The 22,179-nt window shown below is 62.9% G+C and carries 16 protein-coding genes; 7 read left to right on the forward strand and 9 right to left on the reverse strand.

Features of this window, described 5'->3' with window-relative positions; all coding sequences use genetic code 11:
- Positions 1 to 152: 152 nt before the first annotated feature.
- The 3 genes from ABDZ81_RS17045 to gdhB all read left to right on the forward strand — a co-directional run bounded on the left by ABDZ81_RS17045 (position 153) and on the right by gdhB (position 4,613).
- Complete coding sequence (locus ABDZ81_RS17045) at positions 153 to 3,038, forward strand: bacterio-opsin activator domain-containing protein (RefSeq protein WP_343775509.1); 2,886 nt, start codon at positions 153 to 155, stop codon at positions 3,036 to 3,038.
- A gap of 121 nt (positions 3,039 to 3,159) precedes the next feature.
- A complete protein-coding gene (locus ABDZ81_RS17050) occupies positions 3,160 to 3,303 on the forward strand; it encodes a rubrerythrin-like domain-containing protein (RefSeq protein ID WP_343775511.1) in 144 nt (47 codons plus the stop codon).
- Between the two features lie 2 nt (positions 3,304 to 3,305).
- A complete protein-coding gene (gene gdhB, locus ABDZ81_RS17055; RefSeq protein ID WP_343775513.1) occupies positions 3,306 to 4,613 on the forward strand; it encodes a glutamate dehydrogenase GdhB in 1,308 nt (435 codons plus the stop codon).
- Between the two features lie 672 nt (positions 4,614 to 5,285).
- On the opposite strand, the gene dgoD is transcribed toward gdhB, so the two are convergent.
- The 6 genes from dgoD to ABDZ81_RS17085 form a co-directional block, all read right to left on the reverse strand.
- A complete protein-coding gene (gene dgoD / locus ABDZ81_RS17060) occupies positions 5,286 to 6,437 on the reverse strand; it encodes a galactonate dehydratase (RefSeq protein WP_343775515.1) in 1,152 nt (383 codons plus the stop codon).
- Between the two features lie 139 nt (positions 6,438 to 6,576).
- On the reverse strand, positions 6,577 to 8,568 hold the full coding sequence (locus tag ABDZ81_RS17065) for a beta-galactosidase (protein WP_343775517.1): 1,992 nt from the start codon (positions 8,566 to 8,568) through the stop codon (positions 6,577 to 6,579).
- Positions 8,569 to 8,635: 67 nt separating this feature from the next.
- Positions 8,636 to 9,532, reverse strand: a complete 897-nt coding sequence (locus ABDZ81_RS17070; RefSeq protein WP_343775520.1) for a carbohydrate ABC transporter permease — start codon at positions 9,530 to 9,532, stop codon at positions 8,636 to 8,638.
- Between the two features lies 1 nt (position 9,533).
- The gene (locus tag ABDZ81_RS17075) at positions 9,534 to 10,448 is read right to left on the reverse strand and encodes a carbohydrate ABC transporter permease (protein WP_343775522.1); all 915 of its coding nucleotides are present in this window, start codon (positions 10,446 to 10,448) and stop codon (positions 9,534 to 9,536) included.
- Positions 10,449 to 10,455: 7 nt separating this feature from the next.
- Complete coding sequence (locus ABDZ81_RS17080) at positions 10,456 to 11,796, reverse strand: ABC transporter substrate-binding protein (RefSeq protein ID WP_343775524.1); 1,341 nt, start codon at positions 11,794 to 11,796, stop codon at positions 10,456 to 10,458.
- 85 nt (positions 11,797 to 11,881) lie between these two features.
- On the reverse strand, positions 11,882 to 13,057 hold the full coding sequence (locus ABDZ81_RS17085) for an ABC transporter ATP-binding protein (protein ID WP_343775526.1): 1,176 nt from the start codon (positions 13,055 to 13,057) through the stop codon (positions 11,882 to 11,884).
- A 145-nt stretch (positions 13,058 to 13,202) separates the two neighbouring features.
- Between ABDZ81_RS17085 and melA the strand changes: the two genes are divergently transcribed.
- The 3 genes from melA (at position 13,203) to ABDZ81_RS17100 (ending at position 16,955) form a co-directional block, all read left to right on the forward strand.
- Positions 13,203 to 14,555, forward strand: coding sequence for an alpha-galactosidase (melA, locus tag ABDZ81_RS17090; RefSeq protein ID WP_343775529.1), 1,353 nt, complete (start codon positions 13,203 to 13,205; stop codon positions 14,553 to 14,555).
- Positions 14,556 to 14,791: 236 nt separating this feature from the next.
- Entirely contained in the window at positions 14,792 to 15,571 is a 780-nt protein-coding gene (locus ABDZ81_RS17095) for an IclR family transcriptional regulator (protein WP_343775532.1), read from the forward strand.
- A gap of 79 nt (positions 15,572 to 15,650) precedes the next feature.
- Positions 15,651 to 16,955, forward strand: coding sequence for a sulfatase-like hydrolase/transferase (locus tag ABDZ81_RS17100; RefSeq protein ID WP_343775534.1), 1,305 nt, complete (start codon positions 15,651 to 15,653; stop codon positions 16,953 to 16,955).
- Positions 16,956 to 17,786: 831 nt separating this feature from the next.
- Here ABDZ81_RS17100 and ABDZ81_RS17105 read toward each other — a convergent pair.
- Both ABDZ81_RS17105 and ABDZ81_RS17110 read right to left on the reverse strand, forming a co-directional pair.
- A complete protein-coding gene (locus ABDZ81_RS17105) occupies positions 17,787 to 18,611 on the reverse strand; it encodes an SDR family oxidoreductase (RefSeq protein WP_343775537.1) in 825 nt (274 codons plus the stop codon).
- A 289-nt stretch (positions 18,612 to 18,900) separates the two neighbouring features.
- Positions 18,901 to 19,683 (reverse strand): IclR family transcriptional regulator, encoded by a 783-nt coding sequence (locus tag ABDZ81_RS17110; RefSeq protein WP_343775540.1) that lies wholly within the window; start codon positions 19,681 to 19,683, stop codon positions 18,901 to 18,903.
- 511 nt (positions 19,684 to 20,194) lie between these two features.
- On the opposite strand from ABDZ81_RS17110, the gene ABDZ81_RS17115 reads away from it, so the two are divergent.
- Positions 20,195 to 21,427 carry an MFS transporter gene (locus ABDZ81_RS17115; RefSeq protein ID WP_343775543.1) on the forward strand — a complete coding sequence of 411 codons (1,233 nt, stop codon included), beginning with the start codon at positions 20,195 to 20,197 and terminating at the stop codon, positions 21,425 to 21,427.
- Positions 21,428 to 21,586: 159 nt separating this feature from the next.
- Here ABDZ81_RS17115 and ABDZ81_RS17120 read toward each other — a convergent pair whose 3' ends face one another.
- Complete coding sequence (locus ABDZ81_RS17120; protein WP_343775546.1) at positions 21,587 to 22,096, reverse strand: universal stress protein; 510 nt, start codon at positions 22,094 to 22,096, stop codon at positions 21,587 to 21,589.
- Positions 22,097 to 22,179 lie beyond the last annotated feature (83 nt).

Consider the following 22,179-nt stretch of genomic DNA (forward strand, 5'->3'; position numbering starts at 1 on the left):
TAGATTTACCACGGTGGGTTTGATAGTGAACCATCAATGAACGCGATCGATCGTGGCCCGCCCGTTCGCTCGACAGCAACGACGCACAGGCGATGCCGAGGCTACCGATACGGTGCGACCGACGACCGTCCCGCCAGGAGCGGATTCGGACGATGACCTGGTCGGGGTCCGTGCTGCAATCGTCGCGCCTCTTGCTCGTCGGTCAGGCGGCGTGGCTCGACCAGTTCGCGGACCGTCTCTCGTCGAGCGTCGACGCCACCGTCCGGACGGTTCGGACGACACCGGAAGCGCTCGACGCCGTTCGTCGCGGAACGGTCGACTGTGTCGTCACCGCCTACGCGCTCGACGAGACGACGGGCGTCGAGGTACTCCGGACGATCCGGGCAGAAACCGAGACGCTGCCCGTCGTGCTGGGCGCGGCGTCGGGCAGCGATGCCGTCGCCAGCGAGGCGATGGACGCCGGCGTCACCGATTACGTCGCCGTCGACGACGCGAGCGACGAGGCGCTCGACGACACGGTGACGGAACTGCTCCGCCGAACCGAGCGCGCCGTCAGGTCCGCGCGGCGAACCGCGACCCGGCGCGACCGGGCCAGGCAGTTCGAAGCGATGTTCCAGGACGTGCGGACGGCGACGTGGGTGCTCGACGCCGACGGGGCGCTCGCTCGCGCGAACCGGCGAGCGCGCGAGCTAGTCCACGAGGAGATCACGAGCCTCGTCGGCGAACCGTTCTGGACGCTGCCGTGGTGGGACGGGGACGACGGGATCCGACAGGACGTCCGGCGGCTCGTCGAAACGGCCCTCCGGGGAACGTTCGGCAACGCGGTCGTCTCGCAGCCCCGCGACGCCGCCGACCCGCGGGTGATCGATCTCTCGGTTCGGCCGGTCGAGAACGAAGCGGGCGAACTGGTCTCGATCGTCGTCAGGGGCGTCGACATCAGTGACCGCGTGGGCCTCGAACGCGAGCTGCGGCGCTCCGAGGAGCTCCACCGCGTCACGCTCAACAACATGACCGACACCGTCCTCATCACCGACGAGGGCGGCGAGTACACGTACGTCTGTCCGAACGTGCATTTCATCTTCGGATACACCGCCGAGGAGATCCGCGAGCTCGGGACGATCGACGAACTGCTCGGCGAGGATCTGTTCGACCGCGAGGAGCTCGCCGAGGAGGGCGTGCTCAAGAACATCGAGTGCACCGCGACGGACAAGGCTGGCCGCGAGCACACGCTGCTCGTCAACGTCCGGGAGGTGTCGATTCAGGACGGTCGACTCCTCTACAGCTGTCGTGACATCACGACGCGCAAGCAGCGCGAGGACGCGCTGGCGACGCTGCAGGAGACCGCCCGCGAGTTCCTCTACGCCGGGACCCACCAGGAGATCGCCCAGCACGTCGTCGACAGCACGCCGGACGTGCTCGACGTCGACGCGAGCGCGGTCTACCTGTTCGACGCCGACGCGAACGACCTCCAACCCGCTGCGTACTCGCCGGCGATGACCGAACTGAACGGGCCGCTCCCGACGGTCCACGTCGACGGGACCGCCCTGCCGAGCCACAGCTTCGTCGAGGACGAACCGCTGTTCTTCGCGGACGTCCACGAGGCCGATCGGCTCGAAAACCGAGCGACGGACCTGCGCAGCACCGCGTACATCCCGCTGGGCGATCACGGCGTGTTCGTCGCGGGCTCCGAGCAGGTCGACGCGTTCAGTCAGGTGACGCGGGAGCTCGCCGATCTGCTCGCCGCGACCGCCGAGGCGGCGCTCGATCGGGTCTCGCGGGAGTCCCGGCTCCGCGAGCAGGAGCGCACGCTTCAGGAGCAAAACGACCAGCTCACCGCGCTCAATCGCACCAACGAGACGATCCGCGAGATCGACCACGCGCTCGTGCAGGCCGAGACCCGCGAGGAGATCGATCACACGGTCTGTGAACTTCTGGCCGACGACGATCGGTTCAGCTTCGCGTGGATCGGCACCGTCGACCAGGCGACCGAGACGGTCGACCCCCGCGCGTGGGCCGGCGACGGACGGGGGTATCTGGACAGCCAGTCGTTCGACGTCACGGAATCCGCGACCGAGCCCGCGGCCCGAACCGCTGCGACCGGCGAGGCCACCATGATCTCCAACGTCGCCGAGGGGCTGCGCGATGAGCCGTGGCGCAAGGAAGCGCTCGTCCGGGACTACCTCTCGGCGCTGAGCATCCCGCTGCGCTACAACGAGATCACCCACGGCGTCCTGACGGTGTACGCCGAGACCCGCGACGCGTTCGACGACACGGCCCAAGCGGTACTGGTCGAACTCGGCGAGACGATCGCCTCCGCGCTCAGCGCCATCGAGCGCAAGAACGCGCTCCTGACGACGTCGATGACGCGCGTCGAACTGGCGGTCGACGATCCGTCGTTCGTCCTGTCGCGGCTCGCGCGGGACGCCGAGTGTACGCTGTCGTATCACGGCGGCGTCCAGCAGACCGCGGAGGGCAGTTACGTGTTCGTCACCGTGGACGACGCGTCGGTCGAATCCGTCGCGGACGTCGCCGCCGAACTGATTGCCGTCGACGACGCCCGGCCGATCAGCGCCGACGGATCGGGCGGCGTTCTTCGCTTGAAACTCGCCGAACCGTTTCTCGCGCTGGAACTGGCCGACCACGGCGCCGTCTTCCGCGAGGCGACGGCGGATCCGTCCGCGACGACGCTCGTCGTCGACGTCCCGGGGAGCATCGACGTCCGGACCGTCACCCAGCTCGTCGGCGGGGCGTTCTCGGACGTCGAACTACGCTCCAAACAGTCGATCGACCAGGCGTCGGAACGGACGCTGTACGCTCAGGTCCTCGACGAGCTGACCGACCGCCAGCTCGAGGTCGTCCAGACGGCCTACTACAGCGGTTACTTCGAGTCGCCTCGCGACAGCACCGGCGAGGACGTCGCGGCGACGCTCGACATCTCGCCGCCCGCGTTCTACCAGCACGTCCGGGCCGCTCAGCGGAAGCTGTTCGCCGCACTGTTCGATGGAAGCCACCATCCCGTCGCCGCGCTCCCCGAGTAGGTTCAATAACAAACCTTCATATTGGGAACCGGTTCGGTAACGAACAGCCGAATATTCCCTTATACACTTATTATCCTTTGGTAGAGCGACCGGGCACGAACGCCGGCGCTCGCGACCAACAATGAAAGATGTCAAAGTGGACCCCGGCGAGAAGAGCCCCTACGAATGCTTCGAGTGCGGTAACATCGTCCGGTCGGCGGACAACCCCGACTACTGTCCCGACTGCGGCGGCGAGATGCGCAATCGCCGCACGCCGATCGAGTAATCGTGGCTTCCGACTCGGAGGGTAGTCGCGACGGCCAGTCGGCGCCGGCAGCATCGTCGACGTCGTCCGAACCGGAATCCGCCGTCGAGACGGCCCGCCGACAGCTCAAACGGGCCGCCGACCGGCTCGACATCGACCCGAACGTCGTCGAACGGTTGAGACACCCGACGACGGTCACTGAGGTCACGGTGCCGATCGAGCGCGACGACGGGACCGTCGAGGTGTTCACCGGCTATCGGGCTCAGCACGACAGCGTCCGCGGACCCTACAAGGGCGGCCTCCGCTACCACCCCGACGTCACCCGCGACGAGTGCGTCGGCCTCGGGATGTGGATGACCTGGAAGTGCGCGGTGATGGACCTGCCGTTCGGTGGCGCGAAAGGCGGCATCGCCGTCGACCCGAAGTCGCTCAGCGCCGAGGAGAAGGAGCGGCTCACCCGCCGGTTCGCCGAGGAAATCCGGGAGGTGATCGGCCCCACGGTCGATATTCCTGCGCCGGACATGGGAACCGACCCGCAGACGATGGCGTGGCTGATGGACGCCTACTCGATGCAGCAAGGCGAGACGATCCCCGGCGTCGTGACGGGCAAGCCGCCCGTGATCGGCGGCAGCGAGGGGCGCCAGGAAGCGCCGGGCCGCAGCGTCGCGATCGTCACCGAGCGGGTCTGCGACCACTACGACCGCCCGCTCGAAGACACCACGGTCGCAGTCCAGGGGTACGGGAGCGTCGGCGCCAACGCCGCCCGTCTGCTCGACGAGTGGGGCGCCACGATCGTCGCCGTGAGCGACGTCAACGGCGCGATGTACGATCCCGACGGCATCGATACGCAGGCGGTGCCCTCACACGACGAGGAGCCGGAAGCCGTCACCGACCACGCCGATACGGTGATCGGCAACGACGAGCTCCTGACGCTCGACGTCGACGTGCTGATCCCGGCGGCGCTGGGCAACGTCATCACCGAGGCGAACGCCGACGCGATCGCCGCGGATATCGTCGTCGAAGGGGCGAACGGCCCGACGACGTCGACCGGCGACGCGATCCTGGCCGAGCGGGGCGTCCACGTCGTCCCCGACATCCTGGCGAACGCCGGCGGCGTCACGGTGAGCTACTTCGAGTGGCTTCAGGACATCAACCGGCGCGCGTGGTCGCTCGAGCGGGTCAACGACGAACTCGAGACCGAGATGCGCGCCGCGTGGCGCGCCGTTCGCGACGAGTACGAACGACGGGACGTCACGTGGCGCGAGGCGGCGTACGTGGTCGCGCTCTCGCGGATCGCGGAGGCCCACGACGCCAGAGGCCTCTGGCCCTGAGCGGCCTCGATGCCGCTGCCGGACGAGGGGTTCGGCGTCGACCCTCACAGTCGTGACACCGAGGCGAGGTCGCGAGTGACTCCGTCGATACGGGTCTACAGATGAACAAGGCGAGTGCCTCGGGGCTTGACCCCGAGGCGGTTCACAGAACGAGCGCCGTTGCCGACGCGGTTCGACCGATGTAACTTACGGATAATCTATATTTAGGGAAAACAGTCAGTATCGGATAGTATTCCGAGTGGGAACCGATGTCGGTGCGAACCCGGACCACCGGTTCGGTTGTTCTCCCATATTATGGATCTCAATTTGATCGAAGTTGGTCGTACGTCCGTGATTTGCTGAAAATACAGGACATTCTGGTAGAAAATCACGATCGTGGCGCGGGTACTGTATCGCCGCGTAACGATCAGAGTGATCCGCTCCGATACCCGGTTTTACGGGCACAAACCCATGATTCCGGAAGATCAGGTGTGACAGAAATATCGCAGTCGGTTTAGGGTGCTCGTCTACCATCGTCAGTTAGTGCGGCCGGTCTTCTCTGTTCTACATTATTATAATTTATCGAATGTTAAAGCGCCCACGGCTCGCTTCGAACGTCACCGCGTTCGATCGGTACCGAGGCCGTTTCGTCGGCGATCGAACTCCGAACCCGGACGAGCGCGTCCGACTCGATCACCACTCGGCGACGCTGCCGTCGTCGTGGCGCCAGACTGGGTTGTGCCAGTCGACGTCCTGCTGGGCCTGCTCGCGAACGTGTGCTTCGTCGACCTCGACGCCGAGGCCGGGCCCGTCGGGAATCTCGACGAACCCGTCCTCGTAGTCGAACACGGAGGGATCAGCCAGATAGTCCAGCACGTCGCTGGTTTCGTTATAGTGGATGTCGAGGCTCTGCTCCTGGATCAGCGCGTTCGGTGAGCAGGCGTCGACCTGGATGCACGAGGCGAGCGCGACCGGCCCGAGCGGACAGTGAGGCGCCATCGCGACGTCGTAGGCTTCCGCCATACTCGCGATCTTCTTGACCTCGGTGATCCCGCCGGCGTGGGAGAGATCAGGCTGAATCAGGTCGACGTGACCGTCCTCGAACAGCTGCTTGAAGTCGAACCGGGAGAACAGCCGCTCGCCCGTTGCGATCGAGGTCGTCGTGTGCTGGGCGATCTCTCCGAGGTCGTCGAGATGTTCGGGTAGGACGGGCTCCTCCACGAAGAACGGATCGTAGGGCTCGAGCGCTTCAACAAGCCGTTTCGCCATCGGCTTCGAGACTCGCCCGTGGAAGTCGACGCCGACGTCAACCTCGTCGCCGACTTCCTCACGCACCTCGCGCATCCGATCAGCCGCAGCGGAGACGGCCGCGGGCGAGTCGATACGCTCGAGTTCGCCCGTTCCGTTCATTTTCAGGGCGGTGAAGCCGGCCTCGACTTTCTCGCGGGCCTGGTCGGCGACGTCGGCGGGGTCGTCGCCGCCGATCCACTGATAGACCCGAATCCGGTCGCGGGCCGCGCCGCCCAGCAGGTCGTGGACCGGCGCGCCGTAGTGCTTGCCCTTGATGTCCCAGAGCGCCTGATCGATGCCCGCGATGGCGGACATGAGGACGGGGCCCCCGCGGTAGAAGCCACCCCGATACATCGCCTGCCAGTGGTCCTCGATCCGCTGGGGATCTTCGCCCAGCAGGTAGTTGTCCATCAGTTCCTCGACCGCCGTCTTGACGGTCTTCGCGCGGCCTTCGACGACCGGCTCGCCCCAGCCGACCGTGCCGTCGCTCGTCGTCACTTTCAGAAACAACCAGCGCGGCGGCACCTCGAACAGCTCGTAGTCGGTTACGTGCATGGCGTGTCTATTGTTCACTTTTGAGTGACGGGTTTAATTTTGTTCGGTATCATTTACCGGTCGACAGCCGGGGCCTCGCGACCCCCGGATCTGACGGGACGAGTCCGTTCAGCGCGTGACGGGCTGCTTTTCTCTCCCCTCAGCGCTGTGTTACGGTGACGTCGCCGACCGATCCCGTGACGACTCCGACGTCGAACGCTTCGACGTTCGCATCGCCGATAACCCAGGTCGCGTCGGTCGGCGCGTCGACCGACACCGGTGAGTCCGAGAAGTTCGTCACCCAGACGTGGCCGTCCCGCTCGGCGATCCGGACGCCGTCGGGTAGCGGCGGATGGCTCGCGACGCCGGCCCGATCGAGGACCTCCCCGACGACGGCGTCGGCCAGCTCCCGCTCCGGCCAGACGCCGCAGTACGCCACGCGCCCCTCACCGCGCTCGGCGTCGACGATCGCAGGCTGCTGATCGCCCGGGCCGCTCGCGTACCGGCCACGGATCGTGGCGTCGTCGGCGTCGAGCCACTCGGCCCAAGTTCGGAAGTCGTACTCCTCCCCGTCGAAGGTGACCCGCGTCGGCACCTGCTCCGGGAGGCTCTCGTGCTGGTCGACGGTGGCGCCGACGAGATCGGCGAGCGGGCCGGGTTGGGCGTCGACCAGCTTGTTGTGGGGATCCTTCTCGCCGCTCCGGGCGCCGACCAGGAGCTGCCCGCCGCTCTCGACGTACTCCTCCAGCCGGGCCGCCAGCGCGTCGTCGAGGAGGTACAGCGCCGGCGCGACGACCGCCGCGTACTGGTCGAGGGAGCGCTCCGGGGGAACGGCGTCGACCTGCACGCCGCGGCGACGGAGCGCCCGGTAGTAGGTGCCCGAGTGGTTCCAGTAGTCGAAGTCGGGCGAATGGGGCTGGATGTTCGTCGCCCAGAGGTTCTCGTAGCTGTGGAGCAGCGCGACCGGCGCGTCGACCGGGTCGAGATCGAACAGTTCTTCGGCGGCGGCGCTCGCGTCCGCGTACCCGCGATCGGGCGAGCCGCCCTGCTTACGCAGCCCCGCGTGGTACTGTTCCTGGCCCTCCTGACAGCGTCGCCACCTGAAATACATCACGGCGTCGCCCCCGTGCGCGACCGCGTGATGGGCCCACAGGCGCATCGCGCCGTCGGCGGGCTGTGGGGCGTGGGGCGGCCAGTTGATGTCGCCCGGTTGCTGTTCCATCACCCAGAACGGCCGGTCCAGCGCGCCGCGGTAGATGTCGTGGTCGAGACCTATCTGATCGGGGTCGCCGGCGCGCAGTTCCGCGACGGTCGGGTCGTCGGAACGGCGATCCTGAACGAATCCGGTCGGGTAGGAGTCCCACGACACCAGATCGAGATCGTCGGCCACATCGTAGGCGTCCAGCGTCGGGAAGTGCCCCATGAAGTTGTGCGTCAGGAACCAGTCGTCGTCGATATCACGGAGTATCTCGGCCTGTAGGCGGTTGTACTCGACGACGCTGTCGCTGGCGAACCGATAGTACTCGAGCAGTCGCGAGGGATGGTGTTCGTCGGGCGTCGGACCGGGAGGGTCGATCGCTTCGAAGTCGCCGTACTGCTGGCTCCAGAAGGTCGTTCCCCACTTTTCGTTGAGCGCTCCGATGTCGTCGTAGCGATCGCCGAGCCACTCGCGAAATGCGTTCGCGCAGTCGTCACAGTAGCATCGAACGGTGCCGTGACAGCCGTACTCGTTGTCGAGTTGCCATCCTGCGACGTGGGGGTTGTCGGCGTAGCGTTCGGCCATCCGGGTGACGATCCGGTCGGTCTCCTCGCGATAGGCCGCGGAGTTGAAACAGTAGTGACGACGACTGCCGAACTCCCGCATCGTCCCGTCGAGATCCTCCTGCAGGATCTCGGGGCGTTCGTCGACGAGCCACTTCGGCGGCGTCGCAGTGGGCGTACAGAGGACGACCTCCATCCCGCGGTCGCCAATCAGTTCGATCGCCTCGTCGAGCCACTCGAAGCCGAACTGCCCGCGTTCGGGCTCGATGCGTCCCCACGAGAACTCCCCCATGCGGACGTACTCCAGTCCCGCCGACGCCATCTGGTCGACGTCCCGCTCCCAGCGCTCGCGGGGCCAGTGCTCGGGGAAATAGCAGACTCCGATCGTCATACCAGCTACGAGGCGGGCCAGAATTTAAAGGTTTCCATCGTCCCGCCGGAGGGGTGGAGAGGGCCGATCAGCTGCCCTTCAGGCCGCCGCTGGCGAGCCCCTCGACGACCCACCGCTGGGCGACCGCGAACAGCAGGATGACCGGCGCCATCGTGATCACCGCCGCGGTGAGCAGCAGATTCCACGCGACGGTGTTCTGCGCCTGGAACAGTTGCAGGCCGAACGGCAGCGTCCTGGTCATCGCCGTCTGCGAGAGGACGGACACCAGCAGGTAGTCATTCCAGGAGAGAATGAACGTGTAGAAGCCGGCGACCGCGATCCCCGGCATCGACAGCGGGACGATGACCCGCCGCAGGATGCTCAGGTGCGAACAGCCGTCCATTTTGGCCGCTTCGTCGAGCGACTCCGGGATGTCGTCGATGTATCCCTTCAGCAGCCACGTGCCGAGCGGGATCCCGATCACGGAGTGGGCGATCACGAGCCCGAGTAGCGAATCGACGAGGTTCAGCGAGAACATCAGGAGGTAAAACGGGATCAGAATGAGCACGATCGGAAGCATCTGCGTCGAGAGGAACGCGTACAGCAGTCCGTTCCGTCCCGGGTAGTCGAACCGGCTCATCGAGTAGCCCGCCAGGACCCCGACGGTCAACACCAACAGCGTCGTCGACGTCGCCACGATCATCGAGTTGACGAAGTACGTCCGGAAGTCGCCCCGGGAGAGGACGATCTCGTAGTTCCGGAGGGTGAAGTCGCTCGGCGACGGCACGAGTTCCGGCGAGAAGAGGAACTCTTGGGTGGTGAAGGTGACGATGACCATGTAGATCACCGGCAACAGCAGGAACGAGAAGTACAGCCCCAACACGAGGTAGGCGCCGAGCGCGCGGCGCGGAGATACGTCTTCGTTGAGCCACGCGTCGATCCGCTGGACGAGATTTCGGTCGTCCGAATCAGTGCTGGTTGCCATGTTAGTCGGTCTCCTCCAGTTTGACGTACACGACCGTGAACGCGAGCATCAGAATCAGCATGACGACCCCGATGCTGGCGCCGTATCCGAGCGCGTACTGCTCGAAGGCCTGCTTGTAGACGTACGTGGCCAACACCTCGGTGTTGCCCAGCGGCCCCCCGCCGGTCGAGAGGTACACGACGTCGAAGTTCTTGAACGTGAACGTGACGTGGAGCACGATCATGATCATCGACACGTACGATATCTGGGGCAGCGTGATGTACCGGAACCGTTCGAGCGGTCCTGCCCCGTCCAAGCGCGCGGCCTCGTACTGTTCTTCGGGGATTGAGTTCATCGCAGCCAGGAGCGCGATCGCGTAGAACGGGATGTTCCGCCACACGTGCATGACCACGATCAGCGGAAACGCCACGCCCGGCTCGCCGAACCAGTAGGTCGTTCGCATTCCGAGGCTGTCGAGGATGATGTTGACCGGGCCGAACCCGTTCTGCATCATGAACTGGAAGATGATGACCATCACGATGACGGGCATCACCCAGGTCACCATCGACAGGCTACGGAACACTCCCGCGCCCGGAACCTTCTCTCGGAGAGCCAGCGCCAGCCCGAGTCCGAGGAGGTACTGGAGCGAGACGACCAGTCCGGTCAACAGGACGGAGTGCCACAGAGCTTCCTTGAACACCGGATCGCCGGCGAGCGCGGCGAAGTTCTGAAGACCGACGAACTCCATCTGCCCCGGGTTCAGCAACGACGCCTCGAAAAACGCCAGGTAGATCCCGCGGAGCGTGGGGTACCCGATGATGACCGCGAGGAGCACCGTCGCGGGAATCGCGAAGGCGTACCCGATCCACGTCTCCGTGAGAAACGACGAAAACTCCTCTTTGTACCGGCTGAATCGCGATTCTGTCTGCGTTGCCATGTAAGGATTAGATTTCGCTCTCCAGATCCTGCAGCGCTTCGTGGAACTGTTCGCCGGCGTCGTAGGGATCGGTCCGTCCGTACGCGACCTCCTGCATGTAGGTGTAGAACTCCTCGCGAACCGGTCCCCAGGTCACTTTCGCGAGCGCTCGACCGGTCGTGAAGATTTCGGTGAGCGGTTGCCAGTTCTCGTTTTCGATCGTCGATTCGACGTCCTCGTGAACCGGTGTCATTGCCTTCCCCGCCGCCTCGGGATCCTGCGCCATCCCTTCGCTGAGTGTCTCCGGATGCGCGTACGCCTGGGCGGCGGCCTTGCCCTTCTCCAGTTGGTCGGAGTGGGTGTTGACCATGACCGGCTTGATTTCGAGGAACGTTCCCCTCGAGGCGCTCTCCGCATGCGCCGGATGAGCGATCTGGGTCCTGTTGTTCAGGATGTCTTCTGCCGTATCGCCGCTCTGGATGTTCTCACCGGTCGTCCAGTTCCGCATCCAGGTACCGCTCTCGACGAACGCGTAGTTCCCGTTGATGTACCCCGGATCGTTCGTCTGCCAACCGGTCCCCAGATCGTCCGGATCGCCGACGGGATTGTCCGCCGCGTAGATTTGGTAGTACCAGTTGTCGAAGACCTGCCCAAGCGCGTCGGCGCCGATGTTGAGCTGCCAGCCCTCGCCGTCCGGCACGTACAGCTGGTCCGTGTGCTGGTAAATGTGGGTCATCCACTCCTGGAACGAGCGGGTGCCGCCGTCCTGCGTGCAGTTGTGGAATCCGACCACGTCGTCGTACTCCTCGTTGACCATCCGACCGATTTCGTGGAGTTCCGCGGCCGTCTCCGGCACGTCCTGCCCGAGCTCGTCGAGGATGTCCTGACGGACGAACAGCGCTCTCGCGTTGCCCTCGTAGGGCAGTCCGTACAGCGTGTCCTGGTAAGTCACAGCCTCGACGGCGCTGTCGATGTACCCGTCGAAGTAATCGAGATCCTCGGCGAGATCGTCGAGGGGCTCGAGGTGATTCCCCGCGATGTACTCGGTCAGATGGTTCAGCGTCCCCTCGATCGCGTCGGGGTCGCCGGTACTCGCCCCCGTGAGGAACTTCTGGCGGAGATCCTCGTAGGCGTAGCGACTGATCTGGAGCTCTCCGTCAGCCAGCTCCTCGTACATCGACTCGAACTTGTTTCGCCACACCGGCTCGGCGCCCTCCGTGTTCGGGAAGCCGTACTCCCACATGAGCGCCTGATTACTGTTTCCGCCGCCGCGGAGTCCGTTACAACCGGCGAGCCCGGCCGTCGCGCCGACGCCGAGTGCCTTCATGATCGACCGTCTGCTACGACCGCTACCAGTGGGTTCGTTCATATTTAATCCTCGATTTCTGGATTTACTCCGATACTATTTATATCTTTCCCAGGGCGTCCCGGATATCCGGGGACGAACGCGGCGATCATTCCGCCTCGACGTCGTTCGCGCTCTGGAACCCGGGAAGCGAGTCGACGTCGTCGTCGGCCGGACGAGAGCGGTTGCGGAGCGCCTCGCCCGTCTGTTCGTCGAAGACGTGGATGCGATCCTGGGGGAACTGAATCCGCAACGGCCGGCCGGGATCGATGACGAGGTCGCCTTCGAGGGTCGTCGTGTACTGTTGGCCGCCGATGTCCAGGTAGACGTACGTCACCTCCCCGAGCGGTTCGGTGACCTCGACGGAGGTGCTGATCGAGTTGCGATCGTCGGCCTCGGCCAGCTCGATATCTTCCGGACGGATCCCGAGCGTGAACCGGTCGCCGCGCCCTTCGATGTCCGCGTAGACGTCCTCGTCGAGTTCGTAGGTGAACCCCTCGTGGACGAACGCGGGCGTCCCGTCCGCGGCGTCCAGTTCGACGTCGAAGAAGTTCATGCTCGGCGAACCGATGAAGCCGGCGACGAACTCGTTTTTCGGCTCGTGGTAGCACTCCAGGGGCGTCCCGATCTGCTGGAGTTCGCCGTTGTTGAGGATCGCGATCCGATCGGACATCGTCATCGCCTCGGTCTGATCGTGGGTGACGTACAGCGTCGTTACGCCGAGATCCTGCTGAAGCGCCTGAAGTTCGGTCCGCATCTGCGTCCGGAGCTTGGCGTCGAGATTCGAGAGCGGTTCGTCCATCAGGAACACCTCTGGCTCCCGAACGATTGCCCGCCCGAGCGCGACGCGCTGTTGCTGACCGCCGGAGAGATCGCCCGGTTTCTTCCCCAGCAGATCGGAGATGCCCAGCATTTCCGCCGTCTCCTCGACCCGCGACCGGATTTCGTCTTTCGGCAGGTCGGTCGCCATCTTCAGCCCGAACTCCATGTTCTCGCGAGTGGTCATGTGCGGGTACAGCGCGTAGGACTGGAACACCATGGCCATGTCCCGCTCTTTGGGCTTCTGGTCGGTCACGGCCGTCCCGTCGAGGACGATCTCGCCGCTGGTGGGGGACTCCAGCCCCGCGACGCACCGGAGCGTCGTCGACTTGCCACAGCCCGACGGGCCGACGAGAACGATCAGTTCTCCGTCTTCGATGCCGATGTCGAGGTCGTCGACGGCGACGATGTCGCCGCCGTCGTCGTTGAACACCTTGGTCAGGTTCTTTATCTCTAGCTCTCCCATGCAAGGGTACTCTTGGCACCACCACTTATGTCTTTATTATCCTCAACATTCTCGACCGGGGTCTAATCGGGAGGTAAACCGGTCAAGCTCCGCGCCCGCTGACAGGTGAGGAAGATTTATTACTATCTGTTCACGACTCTTTTGCATGCCAACGATCGCGTTTATCGGAGCCGGTAGTATGGTGTTCGCGACGAACCTGATCGGTGACATTCTCTCGTACGAGGCGCTGGCCGACAGCGAGATACGGCTGATGGACATCGACGAACACAGGCTCGAACAGACCACCGAGGTCGCGGAGGCGATGGTCGACAACGAGGATCTCGACGCCGCCATCGAATCCACGACCGATCGCCGGGAGGCGCTCGACGGCGCCGATTACGTCCTCAACATGATCAACGTCGGCGGGACGGAGCCGTTCGAAAACGAGATCCGGATCCCCGAAAAGTACGGGATCGAACAGGCTATCGGCGACACGACGGGACCGGGCGGCGTCTTCCGCGGGCTGCGGACGATCCCCGAGATGCTCGATATCGCTCGCGACATGGAGGAGCTCTGCCCCGACGCGCTGCTGATGAACTACACGAATCCGATGGCGATCGTCTGCAAGGCCGTCTACGAGGCGACCGACATCGAAGTTGTCGGGCTGTGCCATTCGGTTCCCCACACCGTCGAGGCGATCGCCGAGTACGTCGACGTTCCGACGGACGAACTCGACTACTGGGTGGCGGGCATCAACCACATGGCGTTTTTCCTCGAAGCGGAACACGACGGGGAGTCGGTGTATCCCCAGCTCCGGGAGGCGTACCACGACGAGGAAACGTATCGAAAGGATACGGTTCGGTTCGAGATGCTGCGCCACTTCGGCCTGTTCCCGACCGAATCCAGCCACCACATGAGCGAGTACGTGCCGTACTTCCGCACCGACGAGGACGTCGTCGAGGAGCTGACGGGCACCGATTACGCAGAGCGGATGGCGACGGCGACGTACCTCGAGGGTTGGAAGGAACGATCCGCCGAACGGGACAGCTCCGAACTCGACGTGGACCTCGACGAGGTCGGAGTCGATCGCTCCGAGGAGTACGCGGCGCGGTTGATCCACTCGCTGGAAACCGGCACCCCCCGACGGTTCAACCTCAACGTCCGCAACGACGACGGCGCGATCACCAACCTGCCGAACGACGCGTGCGTCGAGGTCCCCGTCTTCGCCGACGGCTCCGGGCTCCACCGGTGTTCAGTCGGCGAGCTACCCACGGCGGTCGCGGCGCTCGATCAGCAACACACCGCGGTCTACGAGCTCGCCGTCGAGGGGGCGCTCGAAGGGGATCGCTCGAAAGTCCACAAGGCGATCAAGCTCGATCCGCTCTCCTCGGCGGCCTGTACCCTCGAGGAGCTCCACGAGATGACCGAGGAACTGATCGAGGCAAATCGGGAGTACCTCCCTGCCTTGGAATTCCCCGAGAGCGAGCGCACCGCGATTCCGACCACCGCTGACGATTGATCGGAGTTTCCGTTCCGAGTGCACCCCGTCGTTCTTCTCGTGTCGAGGAATCCGTCCAGAGCGATGAGTCTCTTCGCCAGATCGTTTGTATAGTATGAACAGTATCAGAGGCGGCTCCTGTCGGCACCCTCCGAAACCGGTCGAGCGACCCGTTTCGGTCCGAGTGTTCGCGACCGACCGCCGAAAGCGTTCATGGAACATGAACAGTTATGGCGTCCGAACCATCTAGGTGAGATATGACCGAGATCCCGGAGGCGTCGACGTTCGATCGCCAGACCGCGAAGACGACCGTGACGACGTTTCGGATCATCGAGGCCCTCAAGCGGCAGTCGCCGGCGGGGGTCAGCGATCTCGCGGCCGAACTCGACCTGGCGAAAGGGACCGTTCACAAGCACCTCTCGACGCTCCGAAAGGTGAACTACGTCGTCCAGGAGGGCGAGCAGTACCGACTGAGCCTCCGCTTCATCGGACTGGGAACGAGCGTCCGGACGAACCAGGACGTCTACAGGATAGCGTACGAATCCGTCGAGAAGCTCGCCGAGGCGACCGGGGAAGTCGCGAGCATCATGATCCCCGAGCACGGATACGGCGTGTACGTCGTCCGGGTGAGCGCGTCGGGCCGTCCGGACATCGACATCCGAGAGGGCGAAAGCGTCCCGCTGACGGCGACCGCCGGCGGGAAGGCGATTCTCTCGTACATGGCGCCGGAGGAGCGCGACCGGATCATCGAGCGCCACGGACTCCCCGACCTGACCGAACACACCATCACCGATCCGGACGAACTCCGCGACGAACTCCGGCGAGTTCGGAACAAACGACAGGCGATCGACCGCGGCGAGTACCAGCCCAACCAGCGGTGCGTCGCCACGCCGATCACGGACGAGGAGGGGAACCCGCTGGCCGCCGTCACCGTATCGGGGCCGTCGGACCGGATGAGCGAGAAACTCGCCGACGCCGATTTCCCCAGTCTCGTCGGCAGCACCGCCGACTCGATCCAGAGCCGGCTCTACCGATAATGCGCCGGACCGAAGGCTACATACAAGTCCGTCTACAGGTACGAGTATGAACGGCGGCCGAACTCCCCCGAACGTTATCGTGGTTCTGACCGATCAACAGCGGTGGGACACGCTCGGAGCCTACCGGAACCCGATGGATCTGACGCCGACGCTCGACGAGCTCGCACGAGAGGGCACCCTCGTCGAGCAGGCCATCTCGCCCCAGCCGCTGTGTGGTCCCTTCCGCGCGGCGCTACAGACGGGGAAATATGCGACCGAAACCGGCGTCTGGCAGAGCGCGATCCCGCTCGGTGAGGACGAAGAGACGCTCGCCGACCTGTTCTCGTCCGCGGGCTACGACGTCGGCTACGTCGGGAACTGGCACCTCGCGAGCACGTTCGACGATCCGGTCCCGCCGGAACAGCGCGGCGGGTACGACGACTTCTGGCTCGCGGCCGACGTGCCCGAGTTCACGACGCGCCCGCACGAGGGACAGCTGTTCGACGCGAACGGGAACGTGGTGAGCTACGAGGACTACCGCGTCGACGCGTTCACCGACTTCGCGATCGAGGGGATCGAAGAGCTCTCGGAGCCGTTCTTCCTCGTCGTCGGCTACGTCGAACCCCACGACCAGAACGACATGTGGACGTTCGTGGCGCCGGACGGATACGCCGATCGCCGCTCGAAAAACCCGTACGTTCCCGACGACCTGACGGACCGACCCGGCGAGTGGCACCAGGAGCTGCCGGACTACTACGGCATCGTCGAGCGCATCGACGAGCAGATCGACTACCTTCTCGGAGAGCTCTCCGAACGGGGACTGCGCGACCGGACGCTGCTCGCGTATACGTCCGATCACGGCTGTCACTTCCGAACGCGGCCGGGCGAACACAAACGCACACCGCACGAATCCGCGGTCCGGGTACCGCTCGTCCTCTCGGGCCCGGGCTTTACCGACGGCCACGACGTCCAGAGCGTCCGGAGCCTGCTCGACCTTCCGCCGACGCTGCTCGACGTCGCCGGAATCGACATCCCTGATTACATGCGCGGCGACAGTCTGGTCCCCGTCGCCCGAGGCGGGACGGCCGACGACGGCGGGGAGGCGTTCGTCCAGGTCAGCGAATCGCAAGTCGGCCGCGCGCTTCGGACCGACCGCTGGAAGTACGCTGTCGCTGCGCCGTCGATGACCGGTTGGCGCGGCGGAAACGCCGACCAGTCGAGCGATACCTACGTCGAACGCTATCTCTACGACCTCTGGAAAGATCCGGGTGAGACGGTTAACCTCGCCGGACGGCCGGATTACAGGGATGCCGCCGACGAGCTCAGAGAACGACTCCTCGAGTACATCGCCGACGTCGAGGACGAGCAGCCGACGATCAAACCGCTCGATCGGGGGTTTCCCTGACAACATACTGTACGAGAGTGAATTACACTTGTATGGCTGTAAAGATAGTGGGCTACGGTAACTCGACAAATGTGCGTCACTGTTCCCTATCCATCATTGAACACATCGGACACGACGCTTAAGTATCGTAGATTAGATATCATCGCGCCTGGTAGAGTCCTGCTCGACCAGCGAATCACGGACTATCAAGAGACTCATCAATATCTCAGGTAGCAATTAATATAGAATTGTAGCAATAAAATATATTCTTATAGTTTTCATACAGTGTTCGTCTAAGGGCCAAAACCAACGATCGACTGGTTATTAATAATCTCGTCATATATTCTTGGTATATGTATGAGGGACTACTATATTACAGAAGATAAATTGAGTATTATGCATAGGACTAGTTAGAAATGACTTGTATGTCCCGATCACTGGGAAGCGATTAGACTGTATAGTTACGACCGGTCGTGCTGTTAACAGTATAGTTATAGCCCTCTATTTACGTAGTCTCAGAACCTACACGGTGTTAGTGGAGTACAGCTACGGTCCTTTTCGGGAGCAGCCCAGTACTATCGCTGATTGACACTGCCAGATATGATGTTCTACTGGGGCTAGACTATACGAGACAACTAAAATATAATGATTGGAAATTTATACTACAGTGCACGGATCGAATCCGAGGGCCGTGTAGGGGCCCTAGTCGAGATAACTTGAAAATATGACTAAAATCCAAGTTGTGTCGGCCAGTCATCACCGATCTGGGCGACCGTCCTGCTTGGCCGATTCCAACGAGCTCGCACCCTCTCGTTCGAGACTGATCGGAGGGAAGGATCTCCTCGAGGCGGTTCACACTCCGCTATATGCGGAGAACCCTCCGTCGATGGGTATGACTGCCCCGTCGACGAACTCCGCACCGGGAGAGATTAGCCACAGGACGGTCGTCGACAGGTCCTCCGGGTCTCCGAATCTGTCCTGTGGCGTGTGATCGATAATCGCTTGCCCCCGATCCGTATACTCGCCCGTCTCCTCGTCGATCAGTAGATAGCGATTCTGCTCGGTGAGGAAGAATCCCGGTGCGATCGCGTTGACGCGAATGTCCGGCGAGTACTCGTGTGCCATGTGGACCGCCAGCCATTCCGTGAAGTTCGAGACTGCCGCCTTCGCGCCAGAGTACCCCGGGATCTTCGTCAGCGGCGTGAACGCGTTCATCGACGAGACGTTCAGGATGGCGCCCTCGCCCTGCTCGACCATGTATTGGCCGAACGCCTGTGACGCTAACACCGTCCCGACGAAGTTCACGTTCATGACCGTTTCGAGACCCTCCTTCGGAAGGTCGAAAAAGGACGTCTCAGACCCCGTGGTCGCGTCGGGACTGTTGCCGCCTGCAGCGTTGATCAGGACGTCGATCCGACCGTACTTCTCGACGACCGTCTCTGCGGCTGCGTCCAGTTCGACGCGGTCGAGTACCGATGCCGAGATCGTCATGTGCTCGATATCTAGCTCCGCAAGCTCGTCGCTGGTTTCCTGTAAGCCCTCCTCGCCCCGCGCCAGAATGACGACTTTCCCGCCGTTTTCACCGATCGCTTTCGCCATCTCCGTGCCAAGGACACCCGATCCGCCTGTCAACACGCATACCTTCCCGTCGATATCGAAGTCGTTGGGCACACTCATTGTAATCGCTGTGGTAATAGTATCTGCACACAGTGGCATGAATCTTTTCGTAATGGCCGTACGCGGTTATCGCAAGTAGGCCGATCGAACAGCGGTAAAGCCAATGCCTCGGGACGACCCGGATTGATCCTACTCCCACCAAACGATCACCACTCTCTAGGTCGGCGATAGCCGTTCGATCCACCAGACGTGTGTCGACGGGGATCGCGTTGTCGCTGTGTTCAATATTGTTGAATTTCGGGGGGGGAGCTGTCCTTTACGGAGTTACTGGCGTAAACTACTTTGCGATTCAGTAATGTCTGGACTGGAGTTCGATCACGTTCGCGGTGTTCCGAAGTTCGGGAAGCAGCTCTTCCTCGATCCGTTCTGCGCCGAATCGGTGTTTCGGGCCAGCGATCGAGATCGCGGAGTTTCCCGACCCCGATCCGTTGCCAGCGATGGGGACGGCGACGGACTTGATCCCAGTAACCCGTTCCTCGTCTTCGATAGCGTATCCCCGCGTCCGTATCTCGGCAACTTCCTCGAGCAGTTCGTCGAGCTCGGTGATGGTGTTTTCCGTCGCGGTAGGAAGTCCGTGCCGCTTGACGATAGTCTGGACCTCCTCGTCGGTGTGCTGTGCAAGGAGGACTTTCCCCACAGCGGTCCAGTGCATCTCGGTGAATTCGCCGGTCGGCGCGTTGTCCGAGACGCCTTCGACGGGCTCAGACCGATAGACGAGTACGCGCATCCCGTCTTCCTCGTAGCCGATGGTCCCCACTTCGCCCGTCGTCTGTGAGAGCGTATCGACTTCCGATCGCGCCGCTTGGTAGATACTGCGATTGTGACGAACGAGTCCACCGAGCTCAAGAAATCGCATACTGAGCCGGTACCGGCCGTTTTCCTTGACCACGTACCCGAGTTCTTCGAGCGTCTTGAGGTAGACGTGAGCGGTGCTCTTTGGGATGTCGAGGGTGTCCGCCAGCTCGGAGACTCCGCACTGTTCTAGTTCCTGCATTCGTTCAATAATCGTGAACGCGTTTTCCACCGCGTTAATCCGGTTCCCCGTTTCCGTACCGTTCTCATCCTTGCCCATGATAATTAATACGCCCATCACCAGTTAACGATATCTTATTTTTGTTGGCACATTTCGTCCAATAGTATTGAACGAGGTCGCAGTTAGGGTGCAACGTCGGATACGCGGGGGTTAAAACTAGACAGGCAGCGGTCACTGCATCTGCTCTCCGAGGCGGTTCTAAACGGTCAATTTCGAGCGTACAATTGTCAGTACGGCCGTCGAAGGATTCATTATCAACTCTGCTATTCAAACTTATCCAAGCGGCTTCGAAGCCTTTCCGTAGTTTTATTATGATGAGTGATGAACGACCCGCTGTACCATGAACGAAGATGACGGTGTTCCGAGACACCGGTATATCCAACCAACCGGACAGTCGGTTCCAAATGCTCCCGTGGCCGGGGGATCGAGAGTAGTTGCTTTCGTCAGCGAGGCGTCGATTGGTCGGGGCGACAACGACGAGACGGACAGTAACTGCCAGTTCGGCAACCGATCGAAAAATCGGTTCATGTGCCAGTCTAGCTAACTAACGATGTCTACAAAAGATTCACACTCGTTCAACTATCCGCAGCTCATCACGCTTCTGCTCATCCCCGTGATGGCCGCGTTCTCGGGGGCACTGATCAATCCGACCATCCCGGCGATCCAGGAGACGTTCTCGCACCTGCCGAACTCGGAGACGCTCGCACAGATGGTCAGCACGATGTCGGCGCCGATCGTGGTGATCGTCGCACCGATCGTCGGCTACCTGCTCGATCGCTACAGGCGAAAGCCGGTGCTGATCGCCTCGATCCTGATCTACGGATTCGGGACCAGCATCGCGTTCTTTCTGGACTCGATCTACCTGATCCTCCTCACGAGGGTCTTCGACGGGATCGCGGTGGCGACGCTCATGGTGACCGTGCCGACGCTCATTTCGGACTACTACTCCGGAAGGCGCCGCGAGTCCGTCATGGGTTGGTACGGCGCGATTCAGTCGGGCGGCGGCGCGGTCGCCGCGCTCATCGGGGGTGCGATCGCCTCCGTCAACTGGCGCTTCATCTTCCCGATCTACGCGCTGGCGCTTCTGTTGCTCCCGCCGGTCATCCGGTACCTGCCCGAACCGAACGTGACGACGACCGTCAACGACGACGAGGTCGGCCGGGTCGAGGCCGCGATCAACATCGCGCGCGAGTCGCCCCTGCTGATCTTGCTCGTCGTGTACTTCCTGGTCACGTTCGGCATGCTGACGATGAACCTCATCCAGATCGAGGTGCCGTACTACCTGCGAGAGTCGATCGGGGTCAGCAGCGGGATGACCGGCATCGCGCTATCGGCCGCTATGGTCGCTATGGTCGTCTCCGCCTCAATGTACGGACGACTCCGGAAGAAGCTACAGCACGCGACGATCCTGATGGGTGCATTCGGGATCGCGGCGATCGGCTACGCGATCATCAGCGTGACGAACGTCTTCGCGATCGTCCTCGTCGGTATCCTCGTCGCGTCCGGCGGGATCGGATTTCTCCTGCCGACGGCCAACGACTGGGTGGCTGCGATCGTTCAAGAAGAGTATCGTGGGCGTGCGCTTAGTGGCGTCACGATGATGATGTACCTCGGCTTCGCGATCTCGCCGTTCGTTCCCACCCCCCTAATCGACACGTTCGGCCGGAGTACGATGCTGCTCATCTGGGCCGGGTTCCTCCTCGTCGTCACGGTCGGTCTCGGTGTGCTCGGACTGACCGACTGGGACTCGGATTCGTCGACTCACGCCTCCAAGGCCGATTAATCGCGGCGATTCACTCTTTCTTCGCACCGCCAATCTGCTACGGTACCGGAACTTACGTCGTCACGGACACGCCTCGCAGATCCCGCGGTACTGAAAAAAGGAACTCTGATCTGCCATCTCCGCCGCAGAGTACTCGTTAGCCACTACGTGCAACGCGAGTCAGTTATCGCGGACGAACGTGACCGGGGCGGGCGACTTGAGCAGCACGGACTGGGCGACGCTCCCGAAGATCACCTTGTCTGTGGGTGAGCGATGTCGGCCGCTGACGACGACTCGATCAGCGGCAACTTCGTCTGCCAAGGCGACGATCCCGTCGCCCGGTTCGCCCACTGCCCCGCGGATCTGGTAGTCGACGCCGGTGTCGGCTAGCCTGTCGACGGCCGACTGGACCGTCTTCTGGTGAGCGACGACGTCATCGACGTCGTACTCCTCGAGCGGGTACTCGTCGAGCAGATCGGCGTACTCGTCGTCAGAAAGGATGTACGGGGCCGACGATCCCGCGAGCGGTACGGAGCTCGTCGAGAGCTCCTCGTGGTCCTCCGGGATGACGTGAGCGATGACGACCGTCGCGTCGAGCGGCTTTGCGACATCGAGGACTACGTCAATCATTCGTTCTATGCGTTCGTCGTCTTCGTCGTTAACGGCAAGCAGGACTGTCTCGATTGCCATGGAAGGGACTAACCTTTCCGAAAGCAAAAGGGTGTACGTATCTGCAAACGATACCGGTGTCGGTCAGTGTCGCTCTGCACTGT

It is taken from the genome of Natronoarchaeum mannanilyticum (genome assembly GCF_039522665.1).
Taxonomy (GTDB): Archaea; Halobacteriota; Halobacteria; order Halobacteriales; family Natronoarchaeaceae; genus Natronoarchaeum; species Natronoarchaeum mannanilyticum.